Here is a 19564-nt window from a genome sequence, read left to right as displayed (position 1 = left end):
GCCCCTTATGACTCCACTATGTGGATGGCGAGCTTGAGGACGGCAGCCGCTGCCGACCGCGCGTTACCGGTCGGCCGGTCGGCGTAGGTGGTGTCCGCCCGGATCCAGCGATCGGCGTGGAGGTACCAGTCAACGGCTTTCGTCGTACCTCCGACCAGGGTCGCGCGTACCTCGTCGAGCCAGAGCGCCCATCGGGAGCGGTAGTAGTCGACCACGAGACCGGCCCAGGAGTGGTTGGCGTACTCGGCCAGGACAATCGAGTCCTCGTAGCCCCACGAGGTCAGGATGCGCTTGGCCTCCTCGACGAGGTAGTCACCCTCCCCCGCCGCACGCCCCCAGGCCTGGGCGTCGGCAAGCCATTTACCGAGCAAGAAGTGCTCATTCGTTCGGAGCACAGCGTCCTGCACGTCGATCAACTCAAGGAACCGCTGGACGGCCGAGTCGTACGCCTCGAGATCACGTGCTCGGCCCGCAACCGCAATCTTGCGCAGCGCAGTCCGCGCAACATCGTCCGCGACCTGCCGTGCAAGGTCGACGAGGTCATAGGACAGACCCGGTGTGTCCAGCCGGTCGGCGGCGTCCAGCAGAGCCTGCAGGGCCGGAATGAGAGCACCATCCGGGTACGCCGCGGCGCGGGGTCCGTTGAGGCTGGCCTGGTTGGCGTCGAGACTCGGCACCGCCGCGATCACCGAGTCAGTGCTTGCATAGGGCAATGGCCCTTCGGCCATCGCGCTGCCCAGCAACTCGATCATCGCAGCGACCTCGGGCGCGCCCTCAACTGCGGCGGCGTCGACCGGTAGACCGGCCAATGCCTGCATCGTCTCGGCCGGCAGGCCGTCCTGCGCCCCATGCCGCCACGGCCCATAGGCCGTGCGCAGGAGAATCTGCCATGCCTCGTCGGCCTTCGGGTCAGCTCCGCCGTACCGCGCCGCCGTCCACTCCGGCAACCACTTGTCCAGGTCGAGCGGCCGATTCGCCCAACTGAGGTCATGGAACAGGTCCCACAGGACGGGGTTGTTCTCGACCCCCTCGGCCATATCCGTGATTCCGGCGAGGCCAGGCGGCCGGTCATCGCCACACCATCGACTCGGGAGGGAGGCCACGTCCTCGAGGTCGCCGTACAGGACAGTCTTGCCGCCGTAGTTGGGCAGAATGCCCAGCATCCACTCCGGCCCGCCGAAGCCGTCCTCGCGGTGGTCCTCGCCGGTGATGTCGACGATCACCACGCGGTCGCTGTCGACCGCCTCCAGCAGTTCGCGGGAAGGGTTCTTCGCCCAGGCCTGCATCACCCAGGTGGAGTCCGGATCAGCGGCAGTCATCGCGCGCTGAATCCCACGGGCCGCCTCGCCAAGATCAGCACCTCCGGTATTGCCACCTTCGTGCATCAGATCGACAGCCCACATCCCAGTGAGCCCGAACGCGACCCGCTGCTCGGCATAGAACAGCTCCGCCACGGCGGCGTACGGGCCGGTGGTCGAGTCGAGCCAGTCCGGACGCAGCGGACCGGCCATGCCCTTGAACCAACGTCCCTGCGGGACCGTGTGGGCATCGGCCCAGTGAGCGCTGAAATTAGGCGGGACTGTCCCGCTGAACCCCGGCAGGATCGCGACGATACCGAGATCCCGCATCCGTTCGATCACCCTGCGTGCCAGGTCTGCTCTGTCCTCGACCAGGGTCATGCTGGTGCCGCGGCCATGGTTCTGGATGTTATTCAGCCACAACCACGGCTGGTGCGACGGCGGGCCGAGCCAGCGCAACAGCTCCTGCTCGTTGTATCCGCACCTGAGGAACGTTTTCAGGTAGACCAGTTCCTGGCCGAGTGTGAGATGCGCCGCGGTCACCCCGCTGGCGGCCAGGAGATCGATCTCGTGTTCCCACTGGGCCCAGTTCCAGTATGGCGTCGTGTATCCGCCGACGGTCAGGTTGTACGCGACCCGGTGTCCAATGGTCGCGTCAGCGGACACGTCGGCGACGTCTGGCAGCGCTCGGTCGACCGGGCGGGTGCCAATGCGCGACACGTGAGCAACGCCGGTCCGACGCGCGTAGGCGGCGTACCCGGCGACTGCCGCACCGGCCCCGGACGCGACGACGGTTAGGTGGCCACCCACCGAGCTCACACGGAAGCCGTCTTCGAGATCCGCGGCAAGGTTGACTCGCACCGCTTCCGTGGGCAGCTCACTCAATCTGCGAATCGCTGCCTCGGCTGCGCCGGCCGATGAGACGGCGTGCTGGTTCTCGATCACTGACTCTCCAAACTGGGATGCTGCTCGGACACTGCCTCCGGGCGGACTCGCAGGACAGCGAAGGAACCGATCAGGGCGATGGCGCCGCCGGCGAGGAACACCATTCGATAGCCGCCAAGGGTCGTCACCGCGAGGGACGCGAGGAACGGGGCGACAACCTGGGGCGCGGTCAGAGCGATGTGGAAGACGCCCAGGTCACGACCCGCATCGCCGGCTTTCGGTAGTACGAGCGTCGCCAAGGCCAGATCCACCCCGAGGTACAGACCCAAGGCGAATCCGCTCAGCGCGGTGCTGACAAGGAACGCGGACCACGTCTGCCAGATCAATGGGATGAACAGGGAGCCGGAGAGCAGCACCGACGACACGAACACGAAGCCGCGATGCCGCCCAAGACGATCCACTAATGGGCCCGCAACGACTGTGCCCATCGTGAGGAACAGCAGGCTGACGGTCAGTGAGGTGGCAACGCCGTCGGCAGCCGCCACCCCGGCAGGAGGCTCGATGAAGTCCTGCAGGATGTAGAGGGTGAATCCGTTGATCATGTTGTAGCCGAGGTAGAGCACAAAACGCGAAACGAAGACCCAGCGGTAGTCGCGCAGGCGGAGGCTGCTGAACATCTGTCGTAGCTCGCCTCCGAGCGACCGTGGCCGGAGCGCGACTGGTGAGCTGTGGCGCGCCTCCCGTATCAGCCACGCCGACAGTGTGGAGGCGAGCGCGAACGCTGCGGCCAGCACTCCGTAGCCGAGCAAGGCAGAGTCCACGAAGAGCGCGCCGAGTTGCACACCAAGCACGCTGCCCACTGGCAGCCCGAGGCCTTGCACGGTGCTGGCCAGACCGTGCCGCCGCGGAGGGACCCGATCAGGGATCGTCGTCAGGACGACATTGAGTCCTACGTTGATGGTGCCCTGCACAAGGAACCAGCCGATAAGTAGTCCGGCGATCGATCCAGACAGGCCGAGAACCAGCAAGGACGCGGCCGTTGCGAGGCCACCGAGCAGGACCCAGGGCGTACGTCGCCCCCACTTGCTTCGCGTCCGGTCAGAGAGGAGCCCGACCACCGGCGGGACAGCCAGGGAGGCGATCGCGCTGACCCCGGTGATGAGGGCCAGCGCGGAGGGAGCACCGTCCCCGGCGATGGCTCTCACCTGGGTCGGCAGCAGGACGGCGAGCACACCACCGATGGCCGCATAGCCGAACACGTTGATCAACAGCATCGACGCCAGAACAGGCCAGATCCGACCTTCGGACCCACTGGGCGCGGGGCGTTCGCGCTGCCACGGGGAACTCAGGGGCATGTGTCACCTCGCAAGGACCGGCTGGAATGTCGTCGCCCCGAGAGTACCCGACTAGAGTGAGCGCTACATACAGCAGAGAAGCCCCTGCGCTGATCATTCAACGGAAGGTCGATTCGTGGCACCACAGCCCTGGACCGTCAGCCAGATTCCTGACCAGTACGGTCGGATCGCGGTAGTTACCGGAGCCAACACCGGCCTGGGTTTCGCCGCCGCGGACGGACTTGCGCAGTGCGGCGCCGTCGTCGTACTTGCCTGTCGCAACGATCAGAGGGCCACCGCGGCGGCCGACCGGATCCGGACCAAGACACCCGGTGCTCTGATCCACACCCTGCCGCTGGATCTCGCCTCGCTCTCATCGATTCGCGCCGGCGCAAGGCGCCTGCGCGAGGACTTCACTCACATCGACCTGCTCGTCAACAACGCGGGAGCTATCCGCCGGCGACATTCCGTCACTGCAGACGGTTTCGAGTCCACCATGGCGGTCAACCATCTCGGTCCCTTCGCATTCACCGGGCTGGTCCTCGACCTGCTGACCGGTACACCGGGGTCGCGGATCGTGACCGTCTCGAGCAACGCACATCGACGGGCCACTATCGACCCCGGCAACCTCGACCCGGACCGGCACGGGGCGTACCGGTTCAGCACGGCGTACGGGCGGACCAAGCTGGCAAACCTACTCTTCACGTACGAACTCAACCGGCGACTCAAGGCTGATCGCGCAAGCACCATCGCTGTGGCAGCACACGCGGGCCTCTCCCGCACGGAAGGCGGGCGCGAGATGAACTGGGTGATCAAGCGGTTGTCCGACCCCAAGATCAACCCCATCGTCCTCGCGTTCTCGCAGAGCGCCGAAATGGGAGCGCTCGCGACACTACGAGCTGCCACCGACCCACTTGCGGGCGGGGGCGACTACTACGGCCCGACTCGTCGAGGCGGGCTGATCGGCAATCCTGAGCCGGTCGATTCCAGTCAGCGCTCCCACAATGAGGAGCTTCAGCGCCAACTGTGGGAACAATCGGAACGCCTGACCGGCGTCACCTACCCGCTGGGCGCTCCATGACCAGTCAGAATGGGACTACCGCGTTCCTTCCGCCGTCCACGGCCAGCGTCACCCCGTAGATGTAGGACGCCTGGGGCGACGCAAGGAACCGAATCGCGTTCCCGACCTCCTCCGGATCCCCACCACGGCCCGCCGGCAGCGTCGAGAGGTAGTTGGCAAACGCGGGGCGGAAGTCCTCGTTCACCGCTGTGAGAACGAACCCCGGATCAACAGTGTTGACCCGCACACCCCGCGGCCCGTACTCGGCGGTCCACGACTTCGTCATCATCGACAAGGCACCCTTGGCGGCCTGGAACGCGGCGGTGCCCGCTGTAGCCATCGTGCTGCTCAGGCTGCCCACATTGATGATTGCTCCACGTCCGCGCTCGGCCATCCCAGGCGCGAAGGCCCCCACCAGAATGAACGGCGCCTTGGCGTTCAGATTGAACGCGACGTCGAACATCTCGTCCGAGGTTGCCTCGGTTGGCGCGAAGCTGCCGCCGCCGGCATTGTTCACCAGGACGTCGACCGGACCGTCGACAGCATCCCGCACCTGCTCAGCCAAGCCCCGCGCAGCCGAAGGACCGGACAGATCGGCGACCAGACCGATCGCCCGACCTCCCGCGCCCTCGATCTGCCCACGCACCTCCTCGACACGCTGGGCACTCCGGCCGGTGACCACGACCGAGTACCCGTCCGCGGCGAGTCCAAGCGCGGCGGCGCGGCCAATACCGTTGCTCGAACCGGTGACCAGCGCCCACGAGGGCGCAGACTCGGAGACCTCCGAGCGGCCGTTCTCGTCACCTGCAACAGACTTCATATTCATCCTTCCTGAACGCTCAGGTCGTTGTGGCCAGAGGCAACGGTGTTCCCGAGAAGACTCCGTCCGGATCCACTGCCGCCTTGATCCACTGCAAACGTGGAAGATTCTCCCCGTAGGCATGAGGAATCTGGTCAATTGCGTCCGGCCCGAGCAGGTTGACATACCCTCCCGGGAGGGCTTGCTCAGCAAGTGCTTCCGATGTCGCTTCGGCCCAGCGATGTGCGTTCCCACCATCCTCGCCTGCCGCCCAGACCCCGATGGTCTCGGTCATCAGGTGCGGACTGCGCAGTACGAACGCGGTGTCTGCCGGCGCGACTCTGGCCGCGGCGCCATGGAAGTGATGCAGCGAAAGCCCGGACAGCGGCGTCGGTAGTTCACCTCCGAACCGGTCGACGATGGCGATGACATCGTCGGTCAATTCGGGCACCGAGCGAGTCCGGATGACGACGTGCCTACCGTCAGGGAACATCGCGTCCCTCCCAGCGACCGTTGCGGCGTACGGAACAGCATCCAGTTGCAGGAACAAGGGATCACCGAGCCGACCAAGCGCCATGACCGGCCCTGCAGAGTCTGTGCCGGTGGCCACATCACCGCACCACGTCGGCAACACCAGCAAGGCAGGCGAGCCATCCGGCGCGGTGATCGCGCCGGTCTGGATCGTCAGCTCGTCGGGAGCGTCGTATTGCGCCTCGCGAACTCGCTCGAGGACCTGCGCGGCTTGCTTCCAGGGGAAGAGCACCATGCCTGTCACTACCGCTGGTACGGCGTGCAACCGCACAGTCATCGACGTGACGACCCCGAAGTTGCCACCTCCGCCGCGAAGGGCCCACAGCAGGTCCGGATCGCGCTCGGCGTCAGTGCGCACGACCGAGCCATCAGCCATGACCACTTCAGCCGCCAGCAGATTGTCCGCGGCCAGGCCGACCTTCCCGGCCAGCGGCCCGTACCCACCACCGAGGGTGAGTCCTGCCACTCCGACAGCCCCAATCGTCCCAGTCGCGGCCACCAAGCCATGCTCACCAGCCGCAGCCAGCAGGTCGTTGGCCGACGCACCGCCACCGACTTCAGCCGTCCCCGCTTCGAGGTCGACACGAACGCCGAACATAGGCCTCAGATCCAGGGTCATTCCGCCATCGACCAGAGCACGGCCGGCGTAGTCGTGGCCCCTGCCACGGACTGAGAGCGGAAGGCCGAACTCCCGCGCGACCCTGACAGCCGCGACCACATCTTCGGTCAGATTGCAGGAGACAACGATGGCCGGCCGGCGCTGCACAGCCCCGTTCCACAAGGCGATGCTGTCGGCATAACCAGGACCAGGAACATGGATCCGCCTGGGCGACATGAGATACAGCAGCGCGCGATGGGCCTCCACGATCGAGTTGGCCGGGGCGGGATCCTCAATCACAGGTCTCCTTCAGATACGGACGGGCGACGGTCTTGCGGACAGCGAGTAGTTTATAGGTAACGCTCACTCCAGACAAGATAGAACGATCTGTCTTGACTTGCAGATTCGCGATTGCTACCTTCAACGAGTCAGAACGTTCGTTCTACTTTGCTAGGAGAGAGCAAATGCCCACCAAGATCACATTGGTCATCGACAACCCCGCGGCCCCGGAGGAGTTCGAGCGTGCATACGCGGCGGCCAAGGCGGCCGCCGCGAAGTTCCCGAAGTTGCAGCGACTCGAGTCCGCCAAGGTCTGGCCGAAGGAAGACGGCACCGAGACCCCGGCGTACCGGACTCTCGACCTCTATTTCGACAGCTACGAGGACGCCTCCGCCGCCGTCACGACACAGGCCGCCGCCGATCTGTTCGGCACGCTCGTGGGTAGCGCGGTTCCGTTCAAGGGACTGTTCTCGGACATCGAACAAGCCTAGCGATCCGACGAACTCAGGGCGCGATGGCCGCAGCGGATATAGTGCTGCGATGACGAGTGGGACGGTCGGGATCTTGCTCGCAGCCGGCGCGGGCACCCGGATGGGCCGACCGAAAGCACTCGTGACGGATAGGGCCGGTCAGCCTTGGGTGACCCGGTCGGCCGGCGTACTACGAGCCAGTGGTTGCGACGAGGTAGGTGTCGTGATCGGCGCGGCCGGCGACCTCGTCGCCGAACTCCTCGTGGACCAGCAAGTCTCGGTGATTCCATCACCTCAGTGGCAAACTGGCATGGGCGCATCCCTTCGCGCCGGACTGACCTGGGCCAGCACGACCACGGCAGAATCAGCGCTCGTGCACCTGGTCGATCTGCCAGACGTCGGAGTAGACGTCGTACGGCGACTACTTCAGGCTGCCGAAGGACCGGAGAGCCTGGCCAGGGCGTCCTATCGCGGGAACGCCGGGCATCCGGTTCTGATCGGCCGGGCCCACTTCGGGAAGGCGATGGCAGCCGCGGTCGGTGACCGTGGCGCCGGCCCATATCTCCGCCAGGCCTCATGCTCCTTGGTCCCGTGCGACGACCTTGCCACCGGCAACGATCAGGATCTGCCGAGCGAAGGTCCGCGGTCGCCATAGGGCTACTTGACGTTGCCCGACGCGTGGGAGCTGGCTCAACGGATCGGGCCGCCACAGCCGATCGCCAGGGAAGGCCGTGTCGCCGGCCCCATCATCGAGTCGGCGACAGCACGTGGCTGCCTCGCTCGCCTGTCGCCGCGTCCGCGTCGGAGCGATCGTGGATTCGCCCGTGGATCTGGGAGAGTCGCTGCCCTGACCCGCCCCATCTGGCAGCGATGATCTCCGCTGCGATGCTGATCGCGGTCTCCTCGGGTGTCCGCCCGCCAAGGTCGAGGCCGATCGGGCTCGACAGCCGGGCCAGCTCGTCACCGGTCACGCCGGCCTCCCGAAGTCGTTCGAGCCTGTCCGCGTGAGTACGCCGCGAACCCATGACCCCGATGTACGACACCGCGGGCATCCGCAGCGCAACCTGTAGCAGCGGTACGTCGAACTTCGGGTCATGCGTCAACACCGTCACCACGGTCTGCTGGTCAATCCGGCCAGCCGCACACTCCGCGGTCAGGTAGCGATGCGGCCAGTCGACGACCACCTCATCGGCCTCCGGGAACCGGCTGACCGTAGCGAAGACCGCGCGCGCATCGCACACAGTCACGTGATAGCCAAGAAACGACCCGACCCGCGCGACCGCAGCGGCGAAGTCGATGGCACCGAACACGAGCAATCGCGGCTTGGGCGCAAACCCCCACACGAATATCCGCATCCCCTCCCCCAGTCGCTCGCCGTCGGGTCCGTAGGTGAGAGCGCCGTTCGTACCCGCCGCCAGGAGGCCCATCGCGTCCTCGCGGACGGCGTCGTCAGCGAGTGAGCAGCCCAGCGACCCTGCCGGTTCCACTCCCGGCCGCACTACGAGACGACGGCCGAGCCGGTCGGCGTCCGGATGCTCGATCACAGTGGCGACAGCGACCGGGCGGCCGGCTTGAATATCGGCGGCGATCTCGCCCAGTTCGGGAAAGACCTCGCGCGAGACACGTTCGACGTACACGTCGAGAATGCCTCCGCAAGTCAGTCCGACCCCAAACGCATTGGCATCCGACACGCCGTAGCGCTGCAGCACCGGGATCCCAGTGGCGACAACCTCCTGCGCCAGCTCGTACACCGCTCCCTCGACGCAACCGCCGGAGACCGAGCCGACGGCACTCTCGTCAGGGCCGACCAGCATTGATGCACCCGGCGGCCTCGGAGCGGACTGGAACGTCCGGACGACGGTACCGACTCCGATCGTTTCGCCGGCTTCCCACCAGGCCATCAACTCGGGCAGTACGTCACGCATTTCTCACCACCTCGCGCGATTTCTGACATACCGGGGATCAGGTGACCTTTTCGGCGCGGTCCAGCTGCGCCAGGGTGCGGCCGAGGACCTCCACCCCTGCCGCGATGTCCTCGACATCGCTCCACTCCTCCGGACAATGACTTCGTCCGTCCTTGGAGGGCACAAAGATCATGCCGGTGGGGCAGATACCGGCGATGTGAACGGCGTCATGGGTTGCGCCGCTGGGAACTGCCACCCATGAGCGACCGGCGTTCTCAGCAGCCCCAGAGATAGCGTTCTGCACCGCCAGCGTAGTGTCGAGAATCTCGTTGTCATTGGTCCAGATGAAGTCGACGTCGACGTCTTCCCGAGCAGCCTGCTCAGCGATATCGCCGACCAGCTGCTGCTGAGCGGCCGAGAACCAGGACCTGTCGATGCTGCGCATCTCCATCTTCATCTGCACGGAGGCCGGAACGACGTTCGGCGAAGCAGTTCCGGCGTCGAGGTTCGTCACGGTTGTCACGCCGTGCGTCGGCGCACCACATCCGAGTTGCTGCACAGCCAGTACGGCGCGGGCCGCAGCTACCATCGCGTCCCGCCGGTCGTCCATCGGCCGGGTGCCTGCATGGTCCGGGCGCCCGGTGAAGGTTGCGACCAGGCGCTGGATGCCGGCGATCGCTGTTACCACGCCGATTTGGGCACGCCGACGTTCCAGCAACGGACCCTGCTCGATGTGCAGTTCAACGTATGCGTGGGGCCGCCGTTCTCTCAGCCAATCAGCCGACAGAACTGAGTCGACGGACAGGTCGAACTGCTGATAGCGGTCACCGAGGAGTACCCCTGCCCGATCAACGCGGCTGAGGTCAGCTGCGGACAGCTCGCCGGCTACAGCTCGGGAGCCCAAACAGCTGAGTCCCCAATCGTTGGACTCTTCACCAAGAAAGTCCACCACCACCAGGTCTCGTGTCCACTTCGTTCCGGACTCACGAAGACAGCGAGCCAGTTCGATGGCGCCGAGCACACCCACGACCCCGTCGAACCGCCCACCCCCGGCAACGGTATCGGTGTGCGATCCAGTCACCAGCGGTGGAGCACCGGGCGAGTTTCCGGCCAAGATGCCGACGATGTTGCCTGCGCCATCCGACGACACCTCCAGGCCGGCATCCTGCATCCGCCGTGCCACCCAGGTCCTCGCCTCGCGGTACGGCTCGCCAAAGACCTCCCGCGACCACCCGGGCTGATCACGATCACTGAGAGCGGACAGCTCAACCAAGTCCGTGGCGAGCCGATCAGCCGAGGGATTGAGTGGCAGATCCTTCACGGCATTCTCCCGATCAGCTGGCGATGAACTTTTGGTATCCCAAACGAAACTATAGATGATTAGATAGCCATTGGATAGACGATTAGATAGCTGGACCGGGATGACAGACTTCACTTCATGACGCCTTCCAAGCCGAGTGCGGCCACCAGCAGAGAGCCGGACCCGGCTCAGCCGCCGAGCTTGTCGGCCATGCGTGAGCGAGTGGTCGGCGAACTCCGTCAGGCGATGATCGAAGGAGTTCTGCGGCCGGGCGATCGGCTTGTCGAACGTGATGTTGCTGAGCGGCTCGGGGTCTCCCGCAGCCCGGTACGCGAGGCGATCCGGCTCCTCACGTTCGAGGGGTTTCTCGTTGCCGAGTCACCCCGTCGCATCGTCGTACGCGCCTTTTCTCGCAGCGATGTCGACGACCTGTACGACGTGCGCGAGACCTTGGAGGAGCTCACGACCGGACTGGCGGTGCGCAACGCGACCAACGAGGACGTGGCGCGGCTACGGGAGCACCTGGAGCAGACCAGACTCGCTGTCGACGAAGACGTCTTACACCGGCTCAGCAACGAGTTCCACGAGGTGTTGACCGATGTTGCGGACAACTCGGTTCTCTCCGGACTTGTAGCCCCGCTCCGAGGCCGGATGCGATGGTTGCTTCAGCAGAACGCGGACTTCGCGCGGCTGCTCGATGAGCACACCCGCATCGTCGACCTGATCGAAGCACGTGATGAGGAAGCAGCACGCGCCTTCGCACTGGAGCACGTGCGTCACAGCCGCGCAAAGGCCATGACTGCACTCTTTCCCGAGGAGAGCGAAACGGACGAACCGTAGCTCAAGCAGTCGCCCGTCTGAGGAACTGTCCGCGGCCCTGAGAGCCAACGTAGGTCCCCGCCTTGGCGACCAACTCCCCGCGCGAGTAGACCGCGTCGATCGACCCAGGCAACTCCCAGCCCTCGTACGGCGTGTAGTCCATCCGCTGGTTCTGCGTCGCAGCCGAGATTACCGTGGTGCCGTCCGGATCCAGCACCACGATGTCGCCATCGGCCCCGGTCTCGATCGAGCCCTTACGCGGCGCCATTCCGAACTGCCGCGCCGGCGCGGCTGCCGTGAGATCAACGAACTTCTCCAGGGTCAAGCGGCCCTTACGGACACCCTCGGCGTACATGACGATCATGCGATGCTCAACGCCCGGACCGCCGTTGGGAACGTCTCTGAAGTCCTTCTCCCCCAGCCGCCGCTTCTCCTCAAGGCAGAAGGGACAGTGGTCGGAGCTGACCACGCCGAGCGTGCCGGCCCGCAGGCCGCGCCACAGAGCTTCGCGGTGCTCCACGGTGCGCAGCGGCGGAGTCAGAACAACCTTTGCGGGCTCGAAGCCGGGAGCGTCGTACAGCGACCGGTCCAAGGTGAGGTAATGGGTGCAGGTCTCACCTGCGATCGCCCACTCCTTGGAGCGTGCTTCAGCCACGGCTTCGACGGCACCCTCAGTGGACAGGTGCACGAAGTAGAGCGGGGAATCTGCCATCCGTGCGATCCGGATGGCACGCTCGACAGCCTCGACCTCAGTGGAGGGAGGCCTGGCGATCTCATGCGAGGAGGGACCTGTCTTTCCGGCCGCGACGAGGTCGGCAGCCAGCCGGTCGATGACGTCACCGTTCTCAGCGTGAACACAGACTTGCCCACCGAGCGCGCTGGACTTCCGTAGCACCTCGAACATGTCACCGTCGTTCAGCATCAGGGTTCCGCGATACGCCATGAAGATCTTGAAACTCGACACGCCGGACTGGATCACCTCTGCGAACTCATCGGTCGCACCGTCGTACAGGTCGGTGACACACATGTGGAAGCTGTAGTCGATGACCGCCTTACCGGTGGCCTTCGCGTGGTGAGCTGCCAGCGAGCTGACCAGCGACTTGCCTGGGGTCTGCATGGCAAAGTCGACAAGGGTCGTGGTCCCGCCGCAGGCCGCGGCCTTCGTGCCCGACTCGAAGTCGTCCGAGGTCGTGGTGCCCATCATCGGGGAGTCGAGGTGGGTGTGCACGTCCACGCCGCCTGGTAGCAGCAGTTTGCCGGCACAGTCGACGACCTCGGCGTCGACGATGCTCAGCGACGCCAAGTCGCCCACGGCGACAATGCTGCCGTCGGCCACCAGTACGTCGGCCTTGCGGCTGCCGGTGCTGTTCACGACGTGGCCGCCGCTCAGCAAGAGTCGTGCCATGATCCTGCTCCTATCGTCATGTGGTGATGGGTTCGAGGGAGGCGTGCATCAGCTGTCGTATTCGGGGGATCACCGCCGTCGCGAAGTCGGCCATGGCCCGGTCCGCAACCTCGTCGGGAATCCCCGGCAAGTGAAAAGCGACGTCGAGGCCATTGAGGCCGCATGCACTGGCGTATTCCACGACTGCGGAAGCAACGGTGCTCGGTCCCCCCACGATCCAGCCGAACTGCTCCAGGATCACCCCGAGCGGCGGCGCGAGTCCGAGCTGCTCCTTGACGGCGCGCCAACCTGGCGAGGGCGGGACGAACTGGGTCCATAGCCTCCGTGCCACCGGCGCCACTCGACGAATGGCCGCAGCATCATCTGTATCGACGTGGACGAGCCGGACGGCGCGGACCGGACCACTGCCTCCGAGCCGGCGGAAGTCCCGCACCATCGACGCGTGCCGGTTGCCGCCGAACATTCCCACGAGGTAGCCCTGCCGCAGTCGAGCCGCCTGCGCGAGCAACCGCTCGTCCGTGGTAGCGACGTAGACGCGGTCAGCCAGCTCCGGCATCGACATCGCCACAGCCAGCTCGTCCGCGCGGCCTGGCGCTCGCCCACGAAGCAGTGCGTCCAACTCCTCGCTGAGAGTACGAGTGCGTGAACGTCGACGTTCACGTTCAGCAGGATCGCCGCCCGCAGCCATGCCTGCTCCGATACCGAGGTGTACTCGGCCTGGGCCGGCGAGGTGCTCCAGAGTGACAGCCTCCTCGGCCAGGCGGGCCGCGTCGAGGTCAGCGACAAGCCGTACCGCCGTCCCAAGGCCGATTCGACTGGTGCGCCCGGCGAGATGGGCGATGAGCAGATGGGGCGCGCCAACCCGGCCCCAGAAGCCACCTAACAGGTGGGCGTGCTGCTCGGTGAACCACGCGACGCCGTACCCCAAGTTCTCGGCAAGCTCGGTGGAGCGGACAACTTGGGCGATCGTGGCAGCATCGGAGCCGCCGGCGGCGGCCCAGGCCTGGAAGAAGACCCCAAAGCCAAGGCCACCGCCTCGAGCGACGACCACCTCAGATCTTTCCGAGTGCCCGCAGTACACGCTCCGGAGTGATGGGCAGATCCTTGATGTGGACGCCAAGAGCGTTCGCGACTGCGTTCGTCACCGCGCTCGCGCCGTCGTTGTTGGCCGACTCACCGATGCCTTTGGCACCGAACGGTCCCGTGTCCTCATGGGTTGCCGCGAAGAAGACCTCGAAGTCACGGCACGCATCCCGGGACGTGAAGATCTTGTAGTTCAGGTAGTCGGGATTCAGAGTTCGGCCGGTCTCCCGGTCTACCTGCAACTCCTCCAGCAGGGCGTAGCCGAAGGCTTGTGCTGCGCCACCGTGGATCTGGCCCTCGACCAGCACCGGATTGATGACCTGGCCGACGTCGGACCCCGCCACGACCCGGTCGATGGTGATGTGTCCGGTCTCGGTGTCGACCGAGACCTCGACGAACTTACACGTGAAGTGCGAAGCCGTCGTCACCGCCCGTTTGCTCTCGGAGGCCATGATCGTGCCCCACTGCCGCATCTGCGCGGTCCGGGCGATCTCCTCGATCGTCACCGACGTCGTCTCCCGCCCCGCGCCCGCGGCGCCGACGACATGAGCGCTGCCCGCTCGCAACTGCAGGTCCGACGGATCGACGTCGAGGATGCGACCCGCCATCTCGAGCACGATGTCGCGTACTTTCTCCGCACACAGCTTCGCCACCATGCCCGAGACATAGGTGCTGCGGCTGGCGTGCGTGACGACGTCGTACGGCGACGAGTCCGTGTCGGTGTTGGTGACGATGATGTCCTCGGCCCGCAGGCCGAGGACCTCGGCAACAATCTGGGCATGGCCCATGAGGTTGCCGGTGCCCATGTCGACCAGCGCGGTGGTCAGGCTCGCCGTACCGTCCTCGTTGAGCTTGATCACGCTGCCTGCATACTCAAGGATGTCGGAGACTTCATTGGCCTGGCCGCAGCCCGAGGTGTGGAAAGCCCGCCCGAGCCCGATCCCCTTGAGCACCTTGCTGGTGCTGCGGTCCTGGTGAGCGAATTCGGTCCGGCGCCCCCAGCCGATGCGGCGCGCACCTTCGGTGAGGATCTCCTCCACACCGCAGCTCTTGATGTAGTCGACGACATTCGGGCCCTGGGCATAGTAGGCGTCGCCCGACCTGATGTAGTTCTTTAGCCGCATCTCGACCGGGTCGATCCCGAGCTTGTCGGCCAGGATGTCCATGTGCGATTCGACCGGGACGTTGGCCTGAGGGTTCCCGAAACCACGGAAACCGGCCGCCGGTGGAGTGTTCGTGTAGATGACGTGACCGACGAAGTCCTGGTGAGGCACCCGGTACATCGACATGAACCATCCGCCCATGCACTTCGTCACCCATTCACCCGAGCAGGCGTAGGCACCGGTATCGACATGCGCCGTCATCTGGTGCGCTACCAGGGTGCCGTCCTTCTTGACACCGGACTTGAGGGTGACTGTCGCAGGATGGCGACTCGTCGACATCATGTCTTCTTCGCGCGTCAACTGCAGACGCACCGGTTGACCGGTCTTCAGGGCGAGCATGGCTGCGATCGGCTCGTCGACGTTCATGTCCAGCCGGGCCCCGAAGGCGCCGCCCAGGAATGACTGATGGACGTTGATCCGGCTGTACGGGATTCCGAGCGCCCTGGCCAGGTTGTGCCGGAGACCGTGGATCGACTGGGTGGTGCACCAGACTTCGAGCCGCCCGTCCGGTGTGGGATCCACGACAATGCAGCGGCGCTCCATCGGGCTCTGCTGCTGTTTGGGAACGGTGAAGGTGTTCTCGACGATGACATCGGCCTCGTCGAAGCCGGCCTCGACGTCGCCGACACTCATCTTCACAGTGCGCAGGATGTTGCCAGTCAGGTGGTCCGCCTCGTCACCCCAGTAGACGACGTCGTGGATCTGCGGCGCTCCGGCCTTGATCGCTTCGAACGGGTCGAGCGCTGCTGGAAGCTTCCGGTAGCGCACCTCGATCGCTTCCACCGCTCGTGCCGCCGCGGCGGCCGAGGTCGCGGCAACCGCGGCAACCACGTCACCGACGTACCGCGCCTTGTTCTGGATCACGTGGTTGTCGCGCGGCATGTACTCCGGTGGGAGGGCGAACTCACGTCCGTAGGCGTGTGCAGGTGAGTCCTCGTGCGTGATGATCCCTTTCACGCCAGGAATCGCCAGGGCCTTGGAGATGTCGATGCTCAGCACCTCGGCGTGCGGGTGCGGGCTCCGAAGAATCTTGATCTCGAGCATGCCCGGCAACCGGATGTCACCGACGAACTTCAACGTGCCGGCGGCCTTGTGGACCGCGTCGAACTTGGGAACGCGGCGGCCGATGTTCTGATACTCGGCCGGAACGCCTGGTGAGACGAGAGTCTCAGTCACGACAGATCTCCTTTCATCGCCTTCCGCGCTGAGGCGAGCCCTTCGACTAGCTTCACGTAGCCGGTGCAGCGGCACAGATTGCCGGCAAGCTCCTCAGCGATATCGTCCGCGTCAGCGTTCGGGTTCTCCCGGTAGACCGCCATACACGCCATCAACGCGCCCGGTGTGCAGTACCCGCACTGCACACCACCACCATCGACCAGGGCCTGTTGCATCGGGTGCATCTTGCCGCCACTGGACAATCCCTCGACGGTCCGGATCGCCTTGCCTTCAGCACGAAGCGATGGATACATGCACGAATACACGGCCTGTTCGTCCACCAGCACGGTGCAAGTGCCGCAGCCTCCGGTGTCGCAGCCTCGCTTGGTACCGGTCATATTCAGCCTGTCCCGCAGCACCGAGTTGAGGCTCTCGTAGGGGCCGACAGCAATCACATGCGGTTCGCCATTCACTTCCAGGTTCAGCACTCGGGCGGCCGGCGCCGTCTTCACCGTGGCACTTTGGGCGACGGTGTGCTCCTGATCGAGACTGGTCACTGTGTTCTCCTTGCCGCCTGGTGCAGGCACCGCGCGATGTAGGTCTTCAGCAGGTGATTGCGAAACTTGGCCGAGCCGCGGAAGTCACTGAATGCCCGGACGTCGTCGACCACGCCCGCGGCAGCACGATCGATGGCGTGCTCATCCGTGACCGCGCAGCCGTCGAGTGCGTTCTCCACCGTGCTCGCCCGGGTGACCTTGCGACCGATGCCGCCGCCGAGAGCGACTCGGCTCGAGAGGAACCGGCCGCCCACCACCGTGACCTGAACTCCGATGCTGACCAAGGCCCAGTCGACAGAGTTGGACTCGAACTTCTGGAATGCTCCCGCGGTGCCTGCCCTGGGCACGGCGAAGTCCACCGCTGTCAGCAGTTCGTCGGGTCGCAGGTCGGGGAGGAAGAAGTCCCAGAAGAACTCCTCGATGGGGATCGAGCGTTCGCCCTTGCTTCGGCTGTTCACCGTGACCTTCGCGTCGAGCGCGACGAGCGCGGCCGGTAGATCGAAGAAGGGCAGACTCGAGCAAACGGCGCCACCCACCGTGCCGACGTTGCGGATCTGCATCGGCCGGATTCCCGCGATGGCATCGGTCACAATGGCCAGCGCCTTGGGGTGACGAGCTCGTGCATACGCCGCGAGTTCGGTAAAGGTGACTGTGGCACCGACGCTGACGCGCCCCTCGCTCTCGGTGATCCGGCCCATCGGCAGCCGGGTCACATCAACCAGGGTGCGAACGTCACCCATCCCCTTGCGGTAGGCCAGCTCATGAATGGTGGTGCCCCCGGCGATGATTCTGGCCTTGTCGCCCTCGCGAGCGAGTGTGTCGAGGACGTCGTCGAGTGAGGAGGCGAACTGGTAGTCACTTGGTTCGAACAGCAGGCTAGGCATCAGGTCCTCACTTCACTCGGAAGACGACTCGGGCGATCTTCGTCATCGGCCCGAGAACCAACGGGTGGAACTCCTGAACCCGCTCCCCCAGCACGCGGAACCGGGTGGCATCGGCCGGCGCACCGTGGACTTCGTACTTCTTGTTGACATAGGCGTCATCAGCAAGAGCCGGATCGAGCATCATCCGGCGGAACAGAGCTGCAGGTGCCTCGAAGATCACGTCGGCCTCGCCTGCTGCGCGGCCGAGCACTGTGGCCTTCCCGTCGTTGAAGACGATGTGGAAGGGGCGTTCGCCCTCAAGATCAAACTGCAGGGTCTTGTTCCAGCCTTCGAGCATGGGGCGCAATTGCGGAGTGCGGTTGATGAAGAAGGCAAACAGACGGATTGCGAGCTGACACTGCACGGTGGTGTGGATCCTCTCGGCGTTGGAGCCTTCTTGCCGCGCTGCGGCGAGAAATGCCTGGCTGGAGGCGGCGCACTCGCAGCAGATCGGCTGCTGGCCGGAGCTCGGGTCGCGGTCCATCTCCTGCGCGACGTAGGAGCGGTTACAGGTGTTGCACCGGATTCGCGACTCCCACGGGTCTGCGACCTCGAGTCGGGGATCGTGCGGACGCTTGAGGGCGAAGCTGCCGCCGTCCAGTACCTGGAGTGCAAGCAGATAGGTGACGAAGGAGACCAGGGCAGCTGCCGGCGCGAAGCATGTCAGCCCTACGACTCCACCCCAGTTGAGCAGAACTGTTCCAACCACGGTTCCGGCGGCCCACGCGACGACTCCCGGCCAGTTGACCGCCAGAACGCGCCCGGGACGGTACTCGACTTCCTCGGGCTCGATGCCCTGGATCTTGGCCCAGAGCATGTACGCGATGACGACCCCAACCCAGGCCACCGTGATGATCGCGCTGTACTGCAATGCGATCTGCAGCTTGCTCAGGAGGTCGAGAAGCATGAACAGGTACACGATGACACCGAGCACCACGACCCAGACCCAGCGCGGAATGCTTCGCCGTACAACGCGGCCTGCGAGGCTGGCGAGGTTGCTGGACGCAACGTAGTAGTTGGCCGTGTTGATCCGTGTCTGGGTTACCCAGATCAGGACAACGGCCCACAGCCCCATCATCGCGAGCATGCCGTCAACCGCGGAGAGCTCGGTCAGCGCACCATCTACCAGGCTCTCGGCGAGGAAGATTCCCACCAGCGCGTTGATCAGGAGCGTGAAGCCATGGAAGACCGGGCCGAAGGTGAACCAGCGATGGAACCTCAGGTCTTTCACCTTGGCCTGACGGGCCAGGTCTCCGGTGAACATCATCAGCACCCACACGCCCATGTACAGGCTGAACGCGTAGGCCCAGCCCGGACCGGCCACGTCGGCGACGCCGTCCCCTGCGCTGATCCAGCTCGGGTCGTAGCCCTTGTCAGCGATGGTCCAGCCGACTGCGATTCCCATACCGATGATGTAGATCGGCAGCAGAGCGCCATTGAACTTGTCCAGGAACAGGCGAACCCCACCGATCGCCAGCGGCACGCTGTAGATGACTACGACCAGATACCACCATTCGATCGCACCACCGAACTGCACGGAGAACGCATGGGCCACCACCGACCCCTCGAACGTGGCGTAGAAGGTAGCGATCGCGAACAGCGTGATCGTTGCGATCACCCCACCACGCAGACCGAAAACCATGCGAGAGAAGAGATTGATGTTGGTCCCCGTACGGGCTGCGTAGGTCGCCATGGCCGAACAGAGAACGCTGTAGGCCACGACCGACAGCGCGGCTCCGATCAAGGCGTTGCGAGGGCCGACCTGGACGGCCGCGACACCGGCCGTGATGAGCCACGCCATCGCGCTCGCCAAGGCGTACCAGGCCATCGCCATCGACCACCGGCCGCTGCGCCACGACATGGGTACGACGTGGGCAGCATAGTCCTCGGTCGCGGCGTGCTTCGCGACCTCGGGATCGTCGTGGAACATCTCCTCCAGCGGAGGAATGGCGGCGGGTGCTGTCTTCATCCTGGCTGTTCCCTTCACAAGAAGCCGAGGGC

At 65.3% G+C, this 19564-nt stretch carries 16 protein-coding genes; 4 read left to right on the top strand and 12 right to left on the bottom strand.

All coding sequences use genetic code 11. The annotated features are described in order from the left end of the window. Positions 1-5: 5 nt before the first annotated feature. Entirely contained in the window at positions 6-2243 is a 2238-nt protein-coding gene (locus ABD231_RS35555; protein ID WP_344162414.1) for an alpha-N-acetylglucosaminidase, read from the bottom strand. Continuing rightward, positions 2240-3457, bottom strand: a complete 1218-nt coding sequence (locus ABD231_RS35550) for an MFS transporter (RefSeq protein ID WP_344162411.1) — start codon at positions 3455-3457, stop codon at positions 2240-2242. The genes ABD231_RS35555 and ABD231_RS35550 overlap by 4 nt, the downstream gene beginning before the upstream one ends. Before the next feature lie 196 nt (positions 3458-3653). On the opposite strand from ABD231_RS35550, the gene ABD231_RS35545 reads away from it, so the two are divergent. Next, on the top strand, positions 3654-4598 hold the full coding sequence (locus tag ABD231_RS35545; RefSeq protein ID WP_344162408.1) for an oxidoreductase: 945 nt from the start codon (positions 3654-3656) through the stop codon (positions 4596-4598). A 4-nt stretch (positions 4599-4602) separates the two neighbouring features. Here the strand turns inward: ABD231_RS35545 and ABD231_RS35540 are convergent, their stop codons facing one another. Together ABD231_RS35540 and ABD231_RS35535 are read right to left on the bottom strand one after the other, a co-directional pair. Next, positions 4603-5397, bottom strand: coding sequence for an SDR family NAD(P)-dependent oxidoreductase (locus ABD231_RS35540; RefSeq protein WP_344162405.1), 795 nt, complete (start codon positions 5395-5397; stop codon positions 4603-4605). Between the two features lie 19 nt (positions 5398-5416). Continuing rightward, complete coding sequence (locus tag ABD231_RS35535; RefSeq protein ID WP_344162402.1) at positions 5417-6805, bottom strand: FAD-binding oxidoreductase; 1389 nt, start codon at positions 6803-6805, stop codon at positions 5417-5419. Between the two features lie 164 nt (positions 6806-6969). Between ABD231_RS35535 and ABD231_RS35530 the strand changes: the two genes are divergently transcribed. Both ABD231_RS35530 and ABD231_RS35525 read left to right on the top strand, forming a co-directional pair. Beyond that, complete coding sequence (locus ABD231_RS35530; protein ID WP_344162399.1) at positions 6970-7275, top strand: hypothetical protein; 306 nt, start codon at positions 6970-6972, stop codon at positions 7273-7275. 49 nt (positions 7276-7324) lie between these two features. Continuing rightward, positions 7325-7909, top strand: a complete 585-nt coding sequence (locus ABD231_RS35525; RefSeq protein ID WP_344162396.1) for a nucleotidyltransferase family protein — start codon at positions 7325-7327, stop codon at positions 7907-7909. Between the two features lie 91 nt (positions 7910-8000). Here the strand turns inward: ABD231_RS35525 and ABD231_RS35520 are convergent, their stop codons facing one another. Next, the gene (locus ABD231_RS35520) at positions 8001-9179 is read right to left on the bottom strand and encodes an XdhC family protein (RefSeq protein ID WP_344162394.1); all 1179 of its coding nucleotides are present in this window, start codon (positions 9177-9179) and stop codon (positions 8001-8003) included. A gap of 37 nt (positions 9180-9216) precedes the next feature. Next, the gene (locus ABD231_RS35515; RefSeq protein ID WP_344162391.1) at positions 9217-10593 is read right to left on the bottom strand and encodes a M20 family metallo-hydrolase; all 1377 of its coding nucleotides are present in this window, start codon (positions 10591-10593) and stop codon (positions 9217-9219) included. Positions 10594-10596: 3 nt separating this feature from the next. Here ABD231_RS35515 and ABD231_RS35510 point away from each other — a divergent pair, with 3 nt between their 5' ends. Next, complete coding sequence (locus ABD231_RS35510) at positions 10597-11298, top strand: GntR family transcriptional regulator (RefSeq protein WP_344162388.1); 702 nt, start codon at positions 10597-10599, stop codon at positions 11296-11298. Between the two features lies 1 nt (position 11299). Here the strand turns inward: ABD231_RS35510 and hydA are convergent, their stop codons facing one another. The 6 genes from hydA to ABD231_RS35480 are packed head-to-tail and all read right to left on the bottom strand — an operon-like array spanning position 11300 to position 19532. Further along, on the bottom strand, positions 11300-12682 hold the full coding sequence (gene hydA / locus ABD231_RS35505) for a dihydropyrimidinase (RefSeq protein ID WP_344162386.1): 1383 nt from the start codon (positions 12680-12682) through the stop codon (positions 11300-11302). Positions 12683-12698: 16 nt separating this feature from the next. After that, the gene (locus ABD231_RS35500) at positions 12699-13733 is read right to left on the bottom strand and encodes an LLM class flavin-dependent oxidoreductase (RefSeq protein ID WP_344162383.1); all 1035 of its coding nucleotides are present in this window, start codon (positions 13731-13733) and stop codon (positions 12699-12701) included. 1 nt (position 13734) lies between these two features. Next, the gene (locus ABD231_RS35495; protein ID WP_344162380.1) at positions 13735-16104 is read right to left on the bottom strand and encodes a xanthine dehydrogenase family protein molybdopterin-binding subunit; all 2370 of its coding nucleotides are present in this window, start codon (positions 16102-16104) and stop codon (positions 13735-13737) included. Further along, positions 16101-16640 (bottom strand): (2Fe-2S)-binding protein, encoded by a 540-nt coding sequence (locus tag ABD231_RS35490; RefSeq protein ID WP_344162377.1) that lies wholly within the window; start codon positions 16638-16640, stop codon positions 16101-16103. Before ABD231_RS35490 ends, ABD231_RS35495 begins: the two co-directional genes overlap by 4 nt. After that, positions 16637-17524 carry an FAD binding domain-containing protein gene (locus ABD231_RS35485; RefSeq protein WP_344162374.1) on the bottom strand — a complete coding sequence of 296 codons (888 nt, stop codon included), beginning with the start codon at positions 17522-17524 and terminating at the stop codon, positions 16637-16639. The genes ABD231_RS35490 and ABD231_RS35485 overlap by 4 nt, the downstream gene beginning before the upstream one ends. A gap of 7 nt (positions 17525-17531) precedes the next feature. Then, the gene (locus ABD231_RS35480; RefSeq protein ID WP_344162371.1) at positions 17532-19532 is read right to left on the bottom strand and encodes an SCP2 sterol-binding domain-containing protein; all 2001 of its coding nucleotides are present in this window, start codon (positions 19530-19532) and stop codon (positions 17532-17534) included. Positions 19533-19564: the final 32 nt, after the last annotated feature.

The sequence above is a fragment of the Kribbella yunnanensis genome (assembly GCF_039529655.1).
Lineage (GTDB): Bacteria > Actinomycetota > Actinomycetes > Propionibacteriales > Kribbellaceae > Kribbella > Kribbella yunnanensis.
This window is presented reverse-complemented; position numbering and strand designations above follow the sequence as displayed.

Bases quoted from the DNA above. Each gene is read 5' to 3' on its own strand.
- ABD231_RS35550 (WP_344162411.1), bottom strand. From the start codon at position 3,457: ATGCTGTTGATCAACGTGTTCGGCTATGCGGCCATCGGTGGTGTGCTC.
- ABD231_RS35540 (WP_344162405.1), bottom strand. From the start codon at position 5,397: ATGAAGTCTGTTGCAGGTGACGAGAACGGCCGCTCGGAGGTCTCCGAG.
- ABD231_RS35530 (WP_344162399.1), top strand. From the start codon at position 6,970: ATGCCCACCAAGATCACATTGGTCATCGACAACCCCGCGGCCCCGGAG.
- ABD231_RS35525 (WP_344162396.1), top strand. From the start codon at position 7,325: ATGACGAGTGGGACGGTCGGGATCTTGCTCGCAGCCGGCGCGGGCACC.
- ABD231_RS35520 (WP_344162394.1), bottom strand. From the start codon at position 9,179: ATGCGTGACGTACTGCCCGAGTTGATGGCCTGGTGGGAAGCCGGCGAA.
- ABD231_RS35510 (WP_344162388.1), top strand. From the start codon at position 10,597: ATGACGCCTTCCAAGCCGAGTGCGGCCACCAGCAGAGAGCCGGACCCG.
- hydA (WP_344162386.1), bottom strand. From the start codon at position 12,682: ATGGCACGACTCTTGCTGAGCGGCGGCCACGTCGTGAACAGCACCGGC.
- ABD231_RS35485 (WP_344162374.1), bottom strand. From the start codon at position 17,524: ATGCCTAGCCTGCTGTTCGAACCAAGTGACTACCAGTTCGCCTCCTCA.
- ABD231_RS35480 (WP_344162371.1), bottom strand. From the start codon at position 19,532: ATGAAGACAGCACCCGCCGCCATTCCTCCGCTGGAGGAGATGTTCCAC.